Here is a 16,733-nt window from a genome sequence, read left to right as displayed (position 1 = left end):
CCGGCATGATCAGAACAGCCACGGAGCACGACGTCCCCGGGATCCTCGCGATGATCCGTGAGCTCGCCGCCTACGAGCGGGCCGCCGACCAGGCCCGCGCCACCGAGGAACAGCTGCGCGAGGCGCTGTTCGGCGAGCATCCCGCCGCGTACGTGCTGATCGCCGAGGACGACGAGTCCGGCCGGGTCGCGGGGTTCGCGCTCTGGTTCCCCCGCTTCTCCACCTGGACCGGGACCCGGGGCATCCACCTGGAGGACCTCTACGTCCGCCCGGACGCCCGGGGCGCCGGGCACGGCAGGGCGCTGATCGCGGCGCTGGCCGGGATCTGCCGGGAGCGCGGCTTCGAGCGGTTCGAGTGGGTGGTGCTGGACTGGAACGAACCCGCGGTGGCCTTCTACAAGTCGCTGGGCGCCGAGCTGCTGACCGAGTGGACGGTGTGCCGGCTCAGCGGCGCTCCGCTGGCCGAACTCGCCGCATCGGCCCCCGAGGTGAGTGGGCGTCCGGTGGTGTGAGATGTGCCGGGGTGGCCGCCGGGCGGGTGGGGCTGGTGGGAGAGTAGCGCCACATGAGGCGTCTCGGTGTTCGGAGTTGGATGGTTCCCGCCCTGGTGGTGCTGCTGCTCGGGCAGATGCTCGTCGCCATGGTGACCGCCGCCGTGCGGCAGACGCCCACGATCGACGAGCCGGTGTATGTGGGCGCCGCCGCCGTGTATCTGGAGGAGCACAGCCTGCGGTTCAACCCCGAGCATCCGCCGCTGGGGAAGCTGGTGATCGCCGCGGGGGTCGCCGTCGCGCAGCCGCGGCTCGATCCCGGATTCGACGGTGACCAGACGCAGCTGGGGCGCCGGCTGCTGTACGAGTCGGGCAACGATCCCTGGCGGGTGATGCTGTGGGCGCGGCTGCCGGTGATCGCGCTGACGCTGGCGTTCGCGGCGGTGGTGTTCCTCTTCGCCCGTGAACTGGCCGGAACGGCGGGCGGGTTGACGGCCCTCGCGCTGTACTGCCTCTCCCCCGACGTGATCGCGCACGGTTCGCTGGCCACGCTGGACGTGCCCGCCGCCGGGTTCCTGCTGACGGCGGTGTGGCTGCTGTGGCGGGCACGGCGACGACCGCGGCGGTGTCTGCCGTGGGCCGGCGTGGCGCTCGGCGCGGCCCTGGCGACGAAGATGAGCACGCTGCCGGCGGTGCCCGTGCTGCTGGCGCTGGCCGGTGTGTCGGTGTGGTGCGCGTCCGAGGGCGGGTGGCGCCGCAGGGCGGTGCGGGCGTGCGCGGGGGCCGCGGCGGTGGGGCTGGTGGCGGTCGCCGTCGTGTGGGTGACGTATCTGCTGGTCGATCCGCGGCTGCGGTGGAGCCCGCAGCAGCATGTGCCGGTGGTGCACGGACTGCGGGGACTGATGCTGGAGTCGATGCCGTTCCCGGAGCCCTACCGGGACGGCATGCGCATCCAGTTCGGCTTCGAGAACTTCCCCTGGGAAGGGTTCCTGTTCGGCCGGCTCTACACCGGCTCGCTCTGGTACTACCTGCCTGCCGCGCTGCTGGTGAAGACACCGCTCGGGATGCTCGCGCTGTGGGCGGCCGGTGCCGTGACGGTGCTCGCGGTGCGGCGGCGGCTGCGTCCCGCCGCGCCCTACCTGCTGGCGGCTCCCGCGGTGCTGCTGGCGGCCGCCATGCAGGGGTCACGGAACTTCGGCACCCGGTACGCGCTGTTCCTGCCGCTGTTCCTGGCCGTGGCGGCAGGCTGTGTGCTCGTCGTCCTGCGGCCCCGGTGGGGGCGGATCGCCACCGGGGCGCTGGTGGCCTTCGTCGCGGTGAGTTCGCTGCGGACGTTCCCCTTCTATCTGCCGTACTCCAACGAGGCGTTCGGCGGACCGGCGCGCACCCGGCAGCATCTGCACGACTCCAATGTGGACTGGGGGCAGGACCTCGGCCGGCTCGCCGAACGGCTGCGCGAGCGCTACCGCGGGGAGCGGATCTGGCTGGTCTACAAGGGCAGCGGGGTGCCGTCGTACTACGGGATACGGGCCGCCGACCCGCGCAAGGTGCCGCCCGAGCGGGTGCACGGGGTGCTGGCGGTCTCCGACTCGGCGGCGGCCAAGGCGACCGGACGGCTGGCCCGGTTGCTCGAGGGCAGCCGTCCGGTGGAGGACGTCGGTCACTCGATCACGATCTACCGGCGGTGAGCCCCTGTCCCGTCGACGACTCCGGGCGTCACCGCCCGGCCCGCTGGAACGCCGCGGCGCTGACATGCCGCATGACGCTGCTCGACACGCGGTAGCGGCCGTCGGGCAGGTCGCGGGTGCGTACCACGTGCACGGTGAGCGGGCCGGCCCACTCGTACCCCTTCTGTACGGCATGCCGGGCCAGGCAGTCGGTGAGCGCCTGGCCCACGCCGCCGCCCCGGCGGTTCAGCTCCTCGTGGACCGGGGCGGCGAGCTCCACGTCGTAGGCGTTGGGCACCATCACCCGGCCGCCCGGGGAGACGACGGCGTTGCTGTCGCACTCGTGCCGCAGCGCCTCGACCAGTTCGACCGGCTCGCGCTCGCGGCCCAGCAGTCTTGCCCGCACCGCCTCCCACCGGTTCTCCAGGACCTGCTCCAGCGCGCTCAGGGCGCTCATCGGGGTTCACCTGCCGTCTGTCGTCGGGGTACGGGCCGTGCCAGGGGTGCCGCGGAACGTGGGTGCCACGGGGGACGGGAGTTCAGCGGTCCTCGAAGTCGTCGGGGCGGATCTGCGCCTCCTCCAGCGCCTCGCGCAGGGTGCGGCCGGTGCCGCCCGCGTCCTGTTCGTGGCCCTTGCCCCGCTCCGTGCCCGGCGCCTGTCCGGCGTCGTCCGTGGTGCGGGTCTTCGGCCGGTTCTCCTCGGGGACGGTCATCCCGGTCGCTCCTTCGGTGCGGTGTTCGGTGCTGTGTTCTGCGGCTTCGGCGCGGGCCTCGCGGCCCTGCGCCGGTGGGCGGGTTCCCGCGCGAGCCGGGGATATCCCCGCGGATGCGTGCCGGGTGCGCAGCGGTGAGGCGGCTGGTCACCACGGTGAGTGAGCTATGTTGAACTCTCGTGGGAGATGAAGGAGGCGTACCGGTGCCATCGCCGCAGCAGGCACGCGCACAGGCATCCGCGATCACCTCGGGGAAGGCGGGTCAGGACACGGAGGTGTCCCCGACTTCCCAGCTCCGCGCGCTGTTCGACCGGCCGCGGCTCTCCCCCGGTCAGCGGCGCATCGCCCAGTACCTGATCGAGCACATCACCGAGGCGGCGTTCCTGTCGATCACGGATCTCGCGGACCGGGCCGGGGTCAGCCAGCCGTCGGTGACGCGGTTCGCCTCCGCCGTCGGCTTCAGCGGCTACCCCGCGCTGCGGGAGAAGCTCCAGTCGATCGCCCTCGGCACCTTCGCCGGCGGCGCGGCCGAGGAGAACCGGGGCAACGAGCTGCAGGCGGCGGTCGACGCGGAGATCGAGAACCTGGAGAACCTGCGGCGGGACTTCGCCGACGCGGACCGGGTCATCGAGGTCGGCCGGCAGTTGTCGCAGTCGACCCCGCTCACCGTCCTCGGCCTGCGCATCTCCGTCTCCCTGGCCGAGTACTTCGCCTACGCCGCCCGGCGCATCCATCCGGATGTGCGGCTCGTGACGCTGGGCGGCAGTGTCGCGTACGACGCGCTGCTGCAGTCGCGGGAGGCGGGCGGCACCTGGGTGCTGGCGTTCTCCATGCCGCGGCATGCGCACGAGACGCTCACGGCGGTGCAGGTGGCGCGCAGGGCGGGCCTGAAGGTCGCGCTGATCACCGACCTCGCCCTCGGGCCGATCGCGGCCGAGGCCGACGTCACCTTCGCCACGGGCACCGGGTCGCGGCTGGTGTTCGACTCGTACGCGGCGCCGGGCGTGATGTGCGCGGCGCTGCTCCAGGCGATGACCGACGCGGATCCGGAGCGCACCCAGGCGCGCCTGGAGGAGTACGAACAGCTCGCCGACCAGCATCAGTTCTTCATCCGGGACTGAGCCCGTTCCTCTATCCGGAATCGAGTGCGGAACAAGGCTCCCGGCCCCCTTCCGGGCCCGGGTCCGGACCGGTGACACCCCTGCGAACAGCCATGAAGTGGACCATCCACTTAAAGCACGCATGAATGTTTTCATACGTCTTGCAAAGCAGACGGCATATATAAATACTGCTCACGGATCGCGGCCCAGCCGCGCGCGACACCCGAAGCCGCCGGCTCCTACCCGCTCCGGCGGGCGAGGGTGTCCGGCCGGGCATCCCCTGTCCGGCCGCCTGTGGCGGCCCCGGTCATCCCCTAGGCCGGGGCCGCCCCAACCCGTCGTCCACCCAACGACGCCGCACACCCGGAAGCGATAGACATGCCCGTGACGTCCACGCGAGTCAGCCCCGACTGGCCCTGCCAGGTCAAGATGCCCGGCAGCTACGACTGGGAGCGCTCGGCAGCGAAGTGGCTGCGCGAGCTGGTGCCGGCTCGCTACGCGAGCTACCCCGCGTTCATCAGGAACCCCGTTCTCCTGGCGCGGCACGCCCAGCTCCAGGTCGAACAGGAGATCCGGGTGGCCCGCACCGCCCTGCAGACGGCCCGGGCGGACCTTCCCCGCATGGGACTCCACGAGGGCGCCATCGAGCACACCATCAAGCTCTACGCCGCCGAGGTCATGCAGCTGCAGCACATCGCCCGCAGTGTCCGCGCGGTCACCCAGGCCCTGGTGGAAGCGGGCCGCTGACCTGCGTACGGCCCTGCCGCGCCCCGGGCGGCCGCACCGCCCGCCACCTGCCCTCGATCACGGATCCAGGGGCACAAGGCTGTCATCGAACAGCGGTTTGTGTGCCATGCTCGACCCGTGAGCGACCCCCTTTCGCCGACCGAGTCCGGAGCCGCACCTGACCTGGCGGGACTCGCCGGGGTCGTGGCGCGGCAACGGGCCGAGATGGACCGCCTGCGTGAGCAGACGGCGATGTCCGGTGTCGTGGAACGCGCCAAGGGCGTGGTGATGGCCCTCACCGGCTGCTCCGCGGACGCCGCGGCCGAGACACTGCTCCAGCGGGCCAAGGCCGCCCGTCATTCGCTGCTGGAGGAGTGCTGGATCACGCTCGGGGAGGTGACACCCACCCCGCCCCCCGACACCGGCCCGGCCACGACGGAGGCCTGCGACCGGCACGGCACGCCCGACTCCCCGGCGGGCGACGATCAGCCCGACGACGTCGCCGACGCGCTGAGCCGCCTCGGCCGGGCGCTGGTCCGGGTCGAGACCCCGCAGGACCTGGCCGGCTGCCTGCTGGAGCACCTCGCCGCGGATCTGGGCGCCGACGCGGTGATGATCTACGTCCGCCGGCCCGCCGGCCACCTCGAGCTGTTCGGCCACGCCGGCATCGACGAGGAGCTGTCCGCCCGCTGGAACCAGGTGCCGCCGTTCAGCGGTGTCGCTCCCGTGAAGACGGTCGAGACCGGCCGGGCGCACTGGCTGGAAAACTTCACCGAGGACAGCAAGCGGTACGCGCTCATCGGCGAGCCGTCCAGCCGCTGGCGCTCCCGCGTCTGGCTGCCCGTGCCACCGAGCGAGAACGCCGAGTACTGCATCGGTGTGCTGCGCGAACGCGAGGGGCCGTTCACGCCGCGCGACCGCGGCCATCTGCGGGGAGTGGTCCGGCTGTGCGCGGGGCGGCTGCGCGCCTTCGCCACCCCGCAGGACGTCCCGGCCCAGGGGCTCGCGAGCGCCGCGACCGCGCTGTTCGAGGCGCTGCCGGTGCCCGCGATGCTGCTGGCCCCGGTGCGCGCACCCGGCGGTGAGGTGGAGGACTTCCGCATCGATGCGGTGACCGCGCAGGCCGTTGGTCTGCTGCGCGGCACCGGCAACGATCCGGCCGGGCGGCGGCTGCGCGAGTACCGGGAGGAACTGCCCGACGAGTCGCTGTGGCAGGGGTGCCTGCACGCGCTGGCCACCGGCGAGCCGTACGACGGCAAGCCCTTCGCCCACGAGAAGCTGGTGGACGGTGTGGCGGAGCTGGCCACCTGCTCGGTGCGGGTGTCCCGGCTGGACGACGCCCTGCTGCTCACCTGGGTCCGCCATGCCTCCTCCGACCGGCAGGAGCAGCGGCTGGCCGATCTGCAGCGGCTCGGCAGCCTGGGCTGGGCGCACTGGAACCTCACCACCTCGGTGGCCTCCTGGTCCTCGCAGGTCTTCACCATCCTCGGCCGCGACCCCGGTCTCGGCCCGCTCCGGCTCGACGACCTGCCCGCGCTCGCCCTGAACGACGACCGGCCCAGGCTGGACCGGGCCATCGAGCGGCTGCTTCAGGAGGGCAAGCCCTTCGACGCCCCGTTCCGGATCCGCACACCCCGCGGACTGCGGCATCTGCGGCTGGTCGCCGAGGCGGTGTCGGGCATGGACGGCACCCCCGTCGAGGTGCACGGCTTCGTGCAGGACGTCTCCGAGCGGCGCCGCGCCGAACTCGCCCTGGTGGAGAGCGAGCGGGCCATCCTCACCCAGCACGACGTGCTGCAGGCCGAGCGGACCCTGGTCGCCCATCTGCAGCATGCTCTGCTGCCGCTGCCCGGGCAGCCGGTCGGCATGTCCGGGCTGCACGTCGAGGTTGCCTACCTGCCCGCGCAGGCGGGCATCTCCGTGGGCGGCGACTGGTTCAGCGCCATAGAGCTCCCCGACGGGGACGCGCTGTTCGTCGTCGGCGACGTCGCCGGGCACGGCGTCGACGCCGTCGCCACCATGGCGCAGCTGCGGTTCACCGCCAAGGGCATGGTGATCACCGGCTCCTCCCTGACCGGCGCGCTGGCCCGCCTCAACACCCTGCTGCTGCACTCCCGGGACAGCCACGGCACCGCCACCATGATCCTGGCCCGGTACGAGCCAACCGACCGCTCCCTGGTCTGGGCGCAGGCCGGGCACACGCCGCTGCTGCTGCTGCGCGACGGCGAGGTGACCTATCTGCCCCGGCCCCGCGGCATGCTGCTCGGCGCCACCGCGGCACCGCCCTACGAGGAGGCACGCTTCCGGCTCCAGCCGGGCGACCGGCTGCTGATGTACACGGACGGGCTGGTGGAGCGGCCCCCGGAGAACCTCGACAAGGGCCTGGACCGGCTCGCCCGGGCCGTGGCCGCCGACCTCGACGACGAACCGGGATCGCTGAGCCGGCTGCTGGACGCCATGCTGCAGGACGAGCGCCGCGACGACGTCTGCGTCCTGGACATCCGGGTGCCGCGCGAGCCGCACGGCTGAGCCGGACACACCTCCTCCGCTCTCACGCCCGGTCCCGGTACGGCGTGCCGGCCCCGGCCGCGAAGGACGGCGTGCGCGACTCCAGCGCCCGGCGGGTGTCGTCGCCGTAGACGCCCTCCTCGTCGCCCTGGATGCCGTACCAGAGCTGGAACCGGGCGACGGCCGCGGTCAGCGTGGCGTCGTAGCGGCCGTCGGTGGCGCCGTCCCGGTAGACGTCGGGGATGCGCAGCAGCCGCTGCTGCAGTTCCACCACCTCGGGGCCGGTGTCGCCCTCGCTGAGGAAGCCGCTGTCGTCGCGCCGCGGCGGGGGCGGCGGGGACGGGTCGGGCGCGCCGGTGGTCGGACGGGCCGAGGCCTCGGGGGCGGCACGGTCGCCGGTGTCCGGGCCGATCAGCAGGGCGGCCCCGCCGAAGCCCACGATGGCCGCGACCGCCATGGCGGCCACCACGGCCGCGGGCCGCTCGGCGAGCGGGGCACGGCGCCGCCCGCCGGTGGGGGCGCAGGGCGGTAGTTCCTGGGTCTCCTCCTCGGATCCGGCGGGCACCCCCGGCGGTGGCACCTGCTCGTAGTCGGCCTGGTCCTCCTCGAACTGCCGGAACAGTTCGGCGAGCGCGTCGGTGCGCCGCGGGCGCAGGACGCGGATGGGTTCGAGGGGCGGACCGCCGGGTGACGGCCCCGGCTCGGACGGTGTCGTCACAGCTGCTCTCCTCCTCCCGCGGGCGGGCTGTCCCGCACACCCAGGGACCGGCGGGCCGCCCGATGCGCAGATATACGCGCCGGGGGCCGCGAGGGTTCAGACGGGTCGCGGAAAGCGATTTCAGCCGGGGCGGGGAAGCGAGTTCAGCCGGCGCCGAGGAAGCGGCGCAGCGAGGCCGTCATGGCGGAGACGAAGGCCTCCCGGCGCTCCTCGTCGAGGGCGTCGAGGGAGAGGTAGGGATTGAGGTCCTCCAGCTCGACCAGCAGCAGCCCGCCGTCGGGCGCCCGGCAGGCGTCCACCCGCTGGATGCCGTGCCGGAGGGTGTTCCAGTCGATGAACCGCCGGGCGAACTCCAGGTCGTCCCGGGAGGGTTCGTACGGCGTCAGCTGCCAGCGCCGGTCCGGGTCGGGGGCGTACAGGGCGTACTGGAAGGCGTCGTCGACGAAGTAGAAGGAGACCTCGTAGGCGAAGTCGATGTGCGGCTGGACCAGGACGGTGCCGTCGACGAGCGCGGGCACCTCGTCCGGCGGGACGACGCGCAGGCCGATGGAGTCGGCGCCGAGCCGGGGCTTGACGACGAAGCGCTCGGCCGGCGGCAGGCGGTGCAGGTCCTCCGCCCGGTCGACCGTGGGGATGACCGGGTGGCCGGCGGCGGTCAGGTCGAGGAGGTACTGCTTGCCGGCCATGTCGCCGCTGCCGGTGAGCGGGTTGTAGACCGGGGTGCCGGTGGCCGTGGCCCGTGCGCGGAAGGCCTCGTATTCCTCCCGGTACTCGATCACCGGGCCGCTGTTGCGGACCACCACCGCGTCGAACGCATCGAGCAGCGCGGCGGCGTCCTTCGGATGGCACAGGGCCAGGTCGAAATGCGTGCGCAGCCGCGAGGTCAGGAAGACGTCCTCGTCGCCGTACCGGCGCCCGCGGGCCGGGTAGGCCAGGTCGGTCACGTACAGGACGCGGGGGCGGTCGGACGGCATGCGGGCTCCTCGGCAGTGGTGGTCGCACGATCCTATGAGCCGACCGGCCGGTCATTGCGGACAGCACTCAGTTCCGTGCCGGGCGTGCACTGAGTGCCATGTTCGGTTCTCAAATGCTACGTTCCCGTTCATGAGCTCCAGCAGTGCGGCTCCCGGCCGCGACGACAGGGCCGGCCGAGCGAGCAGGCCGCCCATGCGCGACGCGCTGATCGCGGCGGCGTTCCGGCTGTTCCTGGAGCGGGGCTACGAGGAGACGACCGTCGACGACATCGTGGCGCTCGCCGGGGTCGGACGCCGCTCGTTCTTCCGGTACTTCCCGTCCAAGGAGGACGTGGTCTTCCCGGACCACGAGCGCTGCCTCGCCGACATGACCGCCTTCCTCGAGGCGAGCACGGACGAGGACGAACCGGTGCGGCGGGTGTGCGACGCCGCCCGGCTGGTGCTGCGGATGTACGCCGAGAAGCCGGAGTTCTCCGTCCAGCGCTACCGCCTGACCAAGCGGGTTCCGGTGCTGCGCGCCTACGAGCTGTCGGTGGTGTGGCGCTATCAGCGCGCCCTCGCCGGGTATCTGCGCGAGCGCTTCGCCGGGCAGCGCGACGCCACCCTGCGGGCCGATGTGATCGCGGCGGCGGTGGTGGCGGCCCACAACAACGCGCTGCGGGCCTGGCTGCGTTCGGACGGCAAGGGGGACGCGGAGGCGGCGGTGGACCACGCCCTGCGGCACGTCCAGGCCGCGTTCGGTGCGACTCCGGCGCCCCCGGCGGGCGAGCTTCCCGAGGACGTGGTGGTGGTCGTCGCCCGGCGCGAGACGCCGCTGTGGCGGGTGGTGCAGGAGCTGGAGACGGCCCTGGGCCGCGGCTGAGCGCACCCCGTGCGGGACCTGTTCGCACACTGAGCGCACCTCGTGCGGCGCCCGTTCGCACAATTCAGGGTACGCAGTGCCTTTACGAGTGGCACTCAGTGCCATACTCTGTCGCTGTGCACGGTGGCACGGCGAGCCGCGCACACCCGTGTCCGGGCGACCGGACACGCGGGATTCCGGCCGAGTGCAGGGAGTTGACCAGCGTGTACCACCACTCAGGAAGCGTCGCTCAGCAGGCAGCCGGCTCCGCGACGGGCGTCCTCGAAGCGCAGGGCCCGGAGTCGGAGGCCATACTCTTCCAGCGCTGCACCTGGTGCGGCACCGCGATGTACCACCGGTTGCTGTGCCCCGTCTGCCAGGGCAGCGATCTGCGCACGGAGCGCAGCGAGGGCGTCGGCACGGTCCGCCACTCGACGGTGGTGCACCGCAACACCCCGGCCGCCCGCAATGTGTCCCTGATCGAGATGGCCGAGGGCTTCGTGGTGCGGGGCCGGGTGATGGGCCCGCCCATCGGCATCCACAGCGGCGACCGGGTGCGGCTGTCCACCGCCAAGGACCCGGTGCGCGGCGAGCCCGTCTTCCAGCTGATCGACGAGCCCTACCGGGCGTGGACCTGACGGACCGGCAGAACCCGGCTCGTCGAAGCCCGGTGAGCGGCTGGGCCCGTCACAGGGTGATGCGGATGCCCACCGTGCCGTCCAGGCCGCGCCGCAGCCGGCTGCCGAGCAGCGTGAGCCGGCCCAGCAGTCCGTACTTGCGGGCGATCAGTCTGCGGTAGCGGGCGGTGGTTTCCGCGTCGCAGATCTCCGCGGTGGCGGGTACCTGGTCACCGGTGGGGTTGCCGCGCATGTCGCAGGGGCCGACGAGGACGTCGGGGCGGTTGCGGATCCGCTTGACCTTCCCGGAGTCGGCCGCGGTCCACACGCCGAGCGCGTCACCGTCCCGCACCACCCACACCGGGGTGGCGACCGGCGTGCCGTTGCGCCGGTAGCTGGTGACCAACAGGTACTTCCCCGCCGCGAGCCGTGCCACCAACGCATCGTCCATACCGGCCAGTCTAAGACTCCGGGCCAGTCCAGGACTCCGGGGCGGCCGCGGAGCCGCCCTCAGCGGCGGTCCGCATGCGGCGCACCGCCTCCTCGATCACCTCAGGTGAGGCGGCGAGGTTCAGCCGGGCGTGCCCGGCCCCGCCGGTGCCGAAGGCCGGCCCGGGGCTGAGGGCCACTCGGCCGCGTTCCAGGAAGACCCGCGCGGGATCGTCGCCGAGCCCGAGGGCGCGGCAGTCGAGCCAGGCGAGGTAGGTGGCCTCGCCCGGCCGGTAGCGGACGTCCGGCAGGTGCTCGGCGAGGAGACCGGCCAGCAGGCGGCGGTTGGCGTCGATCCCGGCGAGCACGGCGTCCAGCCAGCCGGTGCCGTCGCGCAGTGCGGCGGTGTGGGCGATGACGCCGAGGTGGCTCGGGCCATGGCCGACCTCCTCGGGCATCCGGGCCAGGTCCTCGGCGGCCTCGGGCCCGGCGACGGCCAGGGCCGCCTTGAGTCCGGCGAGGTTCCAGGCCTTCGAGGCGGACATCAGGGACAGTCCGCGCTCGCCGCCCGGCACGCTCAGATACGGCACGAAGTCCGCGTCGCCGACGACCAGCGGGGCGTGGATCTCGTCGGCGACGACCCGCACGCCGTAGCGGTCGGCGAGGGCGGCGACGGCGGTCAGTTCCTCGGCGGTGTGCACGGTGCCGGTCGGGTTGTGCGGGCTGCACAGCAGATGGGCTGCACGCCGGCCGCCCGCCACGGCCCGGCGGTAGGCGTCCTCGAGCGCGTCGAGGTCCAGGCGCCCGTCCGGGCCGAGCGGCGCCTCGGCCGGCCGGCGGTCCATGTGCCGCACGAAGTCGTAGAAGGGCGGGTAGACCGGCGAGTTCACCACCACCGTGTCGCCGTGGCCGGTGACCAGCTTGAGCATCTCCACCACGCCGAGCATCACGTCGGGCACCAGCGCGGTGCGCTCGACCGCGAGCCCGTCCCAGCCCCACCGCTTCTCCGCGAAGGCGGCGAGCGCCTCGGCGTAGGCGGTACCGGCGGGGTAGCCGGTGTCGCCGAGTTCGAGTGCCTCGGTGACCGCCCGGACGACGGGTCCGGCGAGCGGCACGTCCATCTCGGCCACCCACAGGGGCAGTACGTCGTCGGGGTAGGTGCGCCACTTCATGCTGGTGCGGCGGCGCAGCTGGTCGAGAGTGAGGACGGCAAGGGGATTGGGTCCACCGGATGGTTCGCGCGGGATCCTGGCCATGGGCCGCAGGATAGGCGGCGGTGGCGTGCGGCGGCATCACGCCGCCGGGCATGTCTTCCGGCCGATCCGGCGGGCGCTGAACGCGCCGGGGCCCGTACCCGTATGGAGAGAGGGCGCTCGAATCAAGGGAGCGCCCCGTGGTGTGCGCACCGCGCGCTGTTCAGGTACGGGAGCGATGCATGAGGCACGCACGACGACGGGTCGTCCGGCGAGTGACACGGCTGGCGGCCGTCGGCGGAATCCTCCTGGGATGCACGATGGTCACCCGCGCGGTGGCGACCGAGCCGCCCGCGGCCGACGCGGTGCCGTTCGCGGCGACGGCCGGCGACGTGGTGGACCAGGGACCGGGAGCGCGTCTGGTGTCACGGCTCGGCACCGACCGCACGGCGGGCAGCTGGATCGGCACCGACGGCCGGACGGTGGTCGCCGTCACCGACGAGGAGGCGGCGCGGGAGGTCGAACGGGCCGGCGCGAAGCCGAAGATGGTGCGGCACAGCATGAGCGAGCTGAAGTCGGCCACGCAGACGCTGCGTTCGGCCAAGCGCGTACCGGGCACGGCGTGGGCGATGGACTACCGCTCCAACGAGGTGGTGGTCCGGGGCGACAGCACGGTGTCGGCGGACGACTGGTCCGATCTGACCGAAGTCGCCGATGACATCGGCGGTTTCGTGCGCATGGAGCGCACCCAGGGCACCTTCACCACCCGGCTCAACGGCGCCACGCCCATCCTGTCCACCGCGGGCCGCTGCTCCGCCGGGTTCAACGTCACCGACGGGACGCGGGAGTTCATCCTCACGGCCGGGCACTGCGGGCCCGAGGGCTCGGTGTGGTTCTCCGACGGGCGTGGCCGCAAGGAGGTCGGCACCACGGTCGGCGCCAGCTTCCCCGGCGACGACTACTCCCTGATCGAGTACGCCGACGGACGGGCCGGCGAGGGCGCCGGTGTGGTGGCGATCGGGGACGGCAAGGGCGTGCGGATCACCGGGGTGGGCGAGCCCGCCGTCGGCCAGCGGGTGTTCCGCAGCGGCAGCACCAGCGGCCTGCGCGACGGGGAGGTGACCGCGCTCAACGCGACGGTCAACTACCCCGAGGGCACGGTCAGCGGGCTGATCGAGACCAATGTGTGCGCCGAGCCGGGCGACAGCGGCGGGCCGATGTTCTCCGAGGGCATCGCGCTGGGCGTGACCTCGGGCGGCAGCGGCGACTGCCGCACGGGCGGCACGACCTACTTCCAGCCGGTGACGAAGGCGCTCTCCGCGCTGAACGTCAAGCTCATCGTGGCCCCGCGGGAGGGCGGCCAGTCGGCGGCCCCCTCCCCCGCGCCCTCGGGTCCCGCGGCCGCGGCCCCGGGCGGTGCCTCGCCGGGCTCCTCGGCGCCGACGTCGGGCATCCCGAGTGCCTCCACCCTGCTGTCCCGGCTGACCGACCCGCGCAATGTGGGCCCGGGGCTGCTGGTGATCGGCGGCAGCATGGTGGCGCTGGTGGCCACCCGGTGGATCAGGGCGGAGCAGGACCGCAGGGCCTACCAGCGGCACTACTCGGCGATGTGGGGGTGACCGGCCGCCCGGGCCGACAGGGGCAGGGCACCCATGCGGTCATGGGTGCCCTGCTGACGGTTCTGTGATGCCGAGGTGATCGGCCGGAGCCGGCCGGCGGGAGGTCAGGCCGCCTTGGCCGGCTGCGGCAGGGCGGCGGCCCACTCCAGGACGAGGCGCTGGTACTCCTCGCGCTGCTCGCTGCTCAGTGTCCCGCCCGACCGGAGCCACAGGGCCCGGATCTCCTCGTTGACCTCGGCGGCCGATCGCTCGGCGGAGGGTTCAACAGTGGTGGACATGCTGTGAAGCATACGGGGCCGGACGTGAAGGCGCTGTGAGTAATAGCACCGGGAACGGGCATTTCGGACGTGTTGCTGATCACGTCATCCGGCGTGCCCCGCGGGCGAGTTCACGGGCGCCTCAAGCACCCGGCATGCTTCACAGATGTCTCAGGTGCCCGGCACGGTTCACAGACATCTCAGGGCGCCCGGCATGGCCCACGGGCGTCTCAGGTGCCCGGCTTGCGGCCGTAGACGTAGACCTCGTCGCCGGTCCTGAGCAGGGACCAGTACTTCTTGGCGTCGGTCTTGGTCATGTTGACGCAGCCGTGCGAGCCGGGCGGGTTCCACATGCTGACGCCGACCGAGTGGAAGGCCTGGCCGCCGTCGAAGAACTGCGCGTACGGCATCGGCACGTCGTAGATGGTCGAGTGGTGGTTCTTGTTCCGCCAGTAGACCTTCTTCAGGCCGGTGCGGGTCTCGTAGCCGTCGCGTCCGGTGCGGACCGGGACGGGGCCGTGGACGAGCTTCTTGCCGTCCTGGATCCAGCTGAGCTGGCGGGTGAGGTCGACACAGGCGATGCGGCCCTTGTTCACCGGGCACTTGCCCGCCTTGTTCGGGTTCTTCCCGGCAGCCTTCTGCTTGTTCATGAGGTCCATCACGCCCCAGGTGACCGGACCCGCGTAGCCGATGTTCGGCGTGATGCCGTGCTTGGTCTGGAAGGCACGGATGGCCTTGCAGTCGGCGGAGGACTGCTTGCCGTCGACCGGGCGGCCGAGGAACTTCTCGACCTGCTTCTGGTACGGGCCCGCCTTGGTCGTGCAGCCCGCGGCCTGCGCCGGTGCGGTGCCGAGCGCCAGCGTGAGCGGGGTCACCATCGCGGTGAGCCCGAGGACGACGGCACTCCGTCTACGTATGTCCCCCATGATCCGATTTGCCTTTCCCGTGGAGTTGGGCGCATGGCCTGCGCACTCTGCCAGGTAGACGACCCATCGGAAAAGCCGGTTGTACGGACTTGGGTGCCGAAACCGAACGGTGACCTGAGACGAACAGCACAGATCACTCGCGCGCCAGCAGCCTCAGCGGACTCCTTCCGCCCGCGGCATGGCCTGGTGGAAGCCGGAGTTCACGGCCGTGATGCCGCCGTCGACGACGAGGGTGGCACCGGTGATCCAGGAGGCGTCCCGGGAGGCGAGAAACGTCACTGCGGCGGCGACGTCCTCCGGCTCGCCGACCCGGCGCAGCGGGTACAGGCGGCGCACGGCCTCCAGGTCGGCCTCCCGGCCCTCCCAGGCCCTGGTGCGGACCGTGCCGGGCGCAACGAGGTTGACGCGCACGCCCCGGGGCCCGGCGTGGCCGGCGAGAGTGCGGGTGAGGGAGATCAGGCCGGCCTTGGCGGCGCTGTAGGCGTGGTTGCCGAAGTCCTGCAGCCCGTTGACCGAGCCGATGTTCACGATCGCCCCGTGGCCGGACGCGGCCAGGTGCGGCAGCGCGGCCCGGCAGCAGCGGTACGCGCCGGTGAGGGTGATGTCCAGGTCCGCAGCCCACTGCTCGTCCGGCTGCTCCTCGAAGCCGGGGGTGTCGGGCGAGCAGTGGGCCGCGTTGTTGACCAGGACGTCGAGCGAGCCGAAGGCGTCGGCGCAGCGCGCGACGGCCGCCTCCACGGACGCCCGGTCGGCCACGTCGCACTCGGACGCCTCGGCGGTCAGGCCCCGCTCGCGCAGGGCCGACGCCGTCCGCTCGGCCTCGGCCCCGTCCAGGTCGGCCACCAGCACCGCGGCGCCCTCCTCTGCGAAACGCCGGGCGGTGGCGGCGCCGATGCCGCGTGCCGCGCCGGTGATCAGAACCCCGTACCCGTCGAAACGTCCCGTGTCCGTCGTCATGGCGTGACGGTATACGGCACAACGATCACCGCGGGAGGGTCCGGAGCCGATCTCTGCCGCCGGCCGGCCCGCTCGTACTCAGCGGTAGCCGGTGACGTCCGCCGGCTTGCCCGCGTCCTGCACCTCGACCAGGTAGCGCCAGGCGTCCGGGCGGCTGCCGTCCAGGTCGGTGAAGCCGTACTCGCGGGCGAGGCCGCCGCTGGAGAGGGACGCGCCGTTGTGGCGGGAGACGTCCGGGTCGGCGGCGAGGGCGGCGACCGCGCGGCCCACGTAGCGTGGGGTCTCGGAGATGGCGAAGTGGGGCACCCGCTCCAGGGCGTCGCGCCAGTTGCCCTCGTGCACCCCGAACTCCTCCAGCATGATCTCGGAGCGCAGCCAGCCCGGGGTGAGCGCGACGGCCGTGGCTCCCCGCGGGCCCAGCTCATGGCTGAGCGCGAACGCCATCCGCAGCACGGCGGACTTGGCCAGGTCGTAGAAGAAGCTGACCCGGTAGTGATCGCGGTTGTAGTCGGCGGTGCCGTCGGTGACCTCGACGACGAGGCCGCCGGGGCGGCGCAGCAGCAGGGGCAGCGCGTGGTGGCTGGTGATCGCGTGGGTGTCGATCGCGAGCCGGAGGAGCCTCAGCCCGTTGTCCAGGTCGTGCTCCCAGACGGGCGTGTCCCACTCGAAGAGCTTCTCGCCGCCCCAGATGTCGTTGACCAGGATGTCGAGCCGCCCCTGCTCCCGGTCGATCCGCTCCACGAGCGCGCGCACCTGCTCGGGGACGAGGTGATCGGCCGGTACGGCGATGCCCCGGCCGCCCGCCTCGGTGACCAGGTCGGCGGTGTCCTCCAGGGTCTCCGGCCGGTCGTACTCGGAGCGGCGCTCGCGGGTGCTGCGGCCGGTCACATAGACGGTCGCGCCGGCCGCGCCCAGTTCGACGGCGATGCCCCGTCCGGCTCCCCTGGTCGCCCCGGCGACCAGTGCCACCTTGCCCTTGAGTTCCTCCGCCATGTCC

Annotated in this window: 18 protein-coding genes; 8 read left to right on the top strand and 10 right to left on the bottom strand. The window is 72.8% G+C overall.

Annotated features, from left to right (window positions below):
- Nucleotides 1-5 precede the first annotated feature (5 nt).
- On the top strand, nt 6-512 hold the full coding sequence (locus tag ABD198_RS22320) for a GNAT family N-acetyltransferase (protein ID WP_344004850.1): 507 nt from the start codon (nt 6-8) through the stop codon (nt 510-512).
- 80 nt (nt 513-592) lie between these two features.
- A complete protein-coding gene (locus ABD198_RS22315; RefSeq protein WP_344004847.1) occupies nt 593-2,179 on the top strand; it encodes a phospholipid carrier-dependent glycosyltransferase in 1,587 nt (528 codons plus the stop codon).
- A gap of 28 nt (nt 2,180-2,207) precedes the next feature.
- Here ABD198_RS22315 and ABD198_RS22310 read toward each other — a convergent pair whose 3' ends face one another.
- Together ABD198_RS22310 and ABD198_RS22305 are read right to left on the bottom strand one after the other, a co-directional pair.
- On the bottom strand, nt 2,208-2,615 hold the full coding sequence (locus tag ABD198_RS22310; RefSeq protein ID WP_344004844.1) for a DUF3662 domain-containing protein: 408 nt from the start codon (nt 2,613-2,615) through the stop codon (nt 2,208-2,210).
- 82 nt (nt 2,616-2,697) lie between these two features.
- Entirely contained in the window at nt 2,698-2,871 is a 174-nt protein-coding gene (locus ABD198_RS22305) for a hypothetical protein (protein WP_344004841.1), read from the bottom strand.
- A gap of 203 nt (nt 2,872-3,074) precedes the next feature.
- Between ABD198_RS22305 and ABD198_RS22300 the strand changes: the two genes are divergently transcribed.
- The 3 genes from ABD198_RS22300 to ABD198_RS22290 all read left to right on the top strand — a co-directional run bounded on the left by ABD198_RS22300 (nt 3,075) and on the right by ABD198_RS22290 (nt 7,226).
- Entirely contained in the window at nt 3,075-3,992 is a 918-nt protein-coding gene (locus ABD198_RS22300; RefSeq protein WP_344004838.1) for a MurR/RpiR family transcriptional regulator, read from the top strand.
- Nucleotides 3,993-4,349: 357 nt separating this feature from the next.
- Nucleotides 4,350-4,718: a hypothetical protein gene (locus ABD198_RS22295; protein WP_344004835.1), complete on the top strand. Its 369-nt coding sequence runs from the start codon at nt 4,350-4,352 to the stop codon at nt 4,716-4,718.
- Nucleotides 4,719-4,922: 204 nt separating this feature from the next.
- A complete protein-coding gene (locus tag ABD198_RS22290; RefSeq protein ID WP_344004893.1) occupies nt 4,923-7,226 on the top strand; it encodes a SpoIIE family protein phosphatase in 2,304 nt (767 codons plus the stop codon).
- A gap of 22 nt (nt 7,227-7,248) precedes the next feature.
- Here ABD198_RS22290 and ABD198_RS22285 read toward each other — a convergent pair whose 3' ends face one another.
- Both ABD198_RS22285 and ABD198_RS22280 read right to left on the bottom strand, forming a co-directional pair.
- Complete coding sequence (locus ABD198_RS22285) at nt 7,249-7,923, bottom strand: peptidoglycan-binding domain-containing protein (protein WP_344004832.1); 675 nt, start codon at nt 7,921-7,923, stop codon at nt 7,249-7,251.
- Nucleotides 7,924-8,066: 143 nt separating this feature from the next.
- Nucleotides 8,067-8,897: an ATP-grasp domain-containing protein gene (locus ABD198_RS22280; RefSeq protein WP_344004829.1), complete on the bottom strand. Its 831-nt coding sequence runs from the start codon at nt 8,895-8,897 to the stop codon at nt 8,067-8,069.
- A 130-nt stretch (nt 8,898-9,027) separates the two neighbouring features.
- On the opposite strand from ABD198_RS22280, the gene ABD198_RS22275 reads away from it, so the two are divergent.
- On the top strand, nt 9,028-9,759 hold the full coding sequence (locus ABD198_RS22275; RefSeq protein ID WP_344004826.1) for a TetR family transcriptional regulator: 732 nt from the start codon (nt 9,028-9,030) through the stop codon (nt 9,757-9,759).
- Between the two features lie 203 nt (nt 9,760-9,962).
- Complete coding sequence (locus ABD198_RS22270) at nt 9,963-10,376, top strand: Zn-ribbon domain-containing OB-fold protein (protein ID WP_344004824.1); 414 nt, start codon at nt 9,963-9,965, stop codon at nt 10,374-10,376.
- A 49-nt stretch (nt 10,377-10,425) separates the two neighbouring features.
- Here ABD198_RS22270 and ABD198_RS22265 read toward each other — a convergent pair whose 3' ends face one another.
- A complete protein-coding gene (locus ABD198_RS22265; protein ID WP_344004821.1) occupies nt 10,426-10,806 on the bottom strand; it encodes a PPOX class F420-dependent oxidoreductase in 381 nt (126 codons plus the stop codon).
- Between the two features lie 10 nt (nt 10,807-10,816).
- Nucleotides 10,817-12,040, bottom strand: coding sequence for a MalY/PatB family protein (locus ABD198_RS22260; protein WP_344004819.1), 1,224 nt, complete (start codon nt 12,038-12,040; stop codon nt 10,817-10,819).
- Between the two features lie 179 nt (nt 12,041-12,219).
- Here ABD198_RS22260 and ABD198_RS22255 point away from each other — a divergent pair, with 179 nt between their 5' ends.
- Nucleotides 12,220-13,596, top strand: a complete 1,377-nt coding sequence (locus ABD198_RS22255) for a S1 family peptidase (protein ID WP_344004816.1) — start codon at nt 12,220-12,222, stop codon at nt 13,594-13,596.
- Between the two features lie 104 nt (nt 13,597-13,700).
- Here the strand turns inward: ABD198_RS22255 and ABD198_RS22250 are convergent, their stop codons facing one another.
- From ABD198_RS22250 to ABD198_RS22235, 4 genes are all read right to left on the bottom strand, one after another.
- A complete protein-coding gene (locus tag ABD198_RS22250) occupies nt 13,701-13,886 on the bottom strand; it encodes a hypothetical protein (RefSeq protein ID WP_167990297.1) in 186 nt (61 codons plus the stop codon).
- A gap of 197 nt (nt 13,887-14,083) precedes the next feature.
- Nucleotides 14,084-14,779, bottom strand: coding sequence for a L,D-transpeptidase family protein (locus ABD198_RS22245; RefSeq protein ID WP_344004812.1), 696 nt, complete (start codon nt 14,777-14,779; stop codon nt 14,084-14,086).
- A gap of 153 nt (nt 14,780-14,932) precedes the next feature.
- The gene (locus ABD198_RS22240; protein WP_344004809.1) at nt 14,933-15,736 is read right to left on the bottom strand and encodes an SDR family NAD(P)-dependent oxidoreductase; all 804 of its coding nucleotides are present in this window, start codon (nt 15,734-15,736) and stop codon (nt 14,933-14,935) included.
- A 78-nt stretch (nt 15,737-15,814) separates the two neighbouring features.
- On the bottom strand, nt 15,815-16,729 hold the full coding sequence (locus ABD198_RS22235; RefSeq protein ID WP_344004805.1) for an SDR family oxidoreductase: 915 nt from the start codon (nt 16,727-16,729) through the stop codon (nt 15,815-15,817).
- Nucleotides 16,730-16,733: the final 4 nt, after the last annotated feature.

This window comes from Streptomyces thermocarboxydovorans (assembly GCF_039524635.1).
GTDB classification, from domain to species: domain Bacteria; phylum Actinomycetota; class Actinomycetes; order Streptomycetales; family Streptomycetaceae; genus Streptomyces; species Streptomyces thermocarboxydovorans.
Note: the sequence above shows the minus strand (reverse complement) of the source record. Positions and strands in the feature narration are given on the sequence as shown.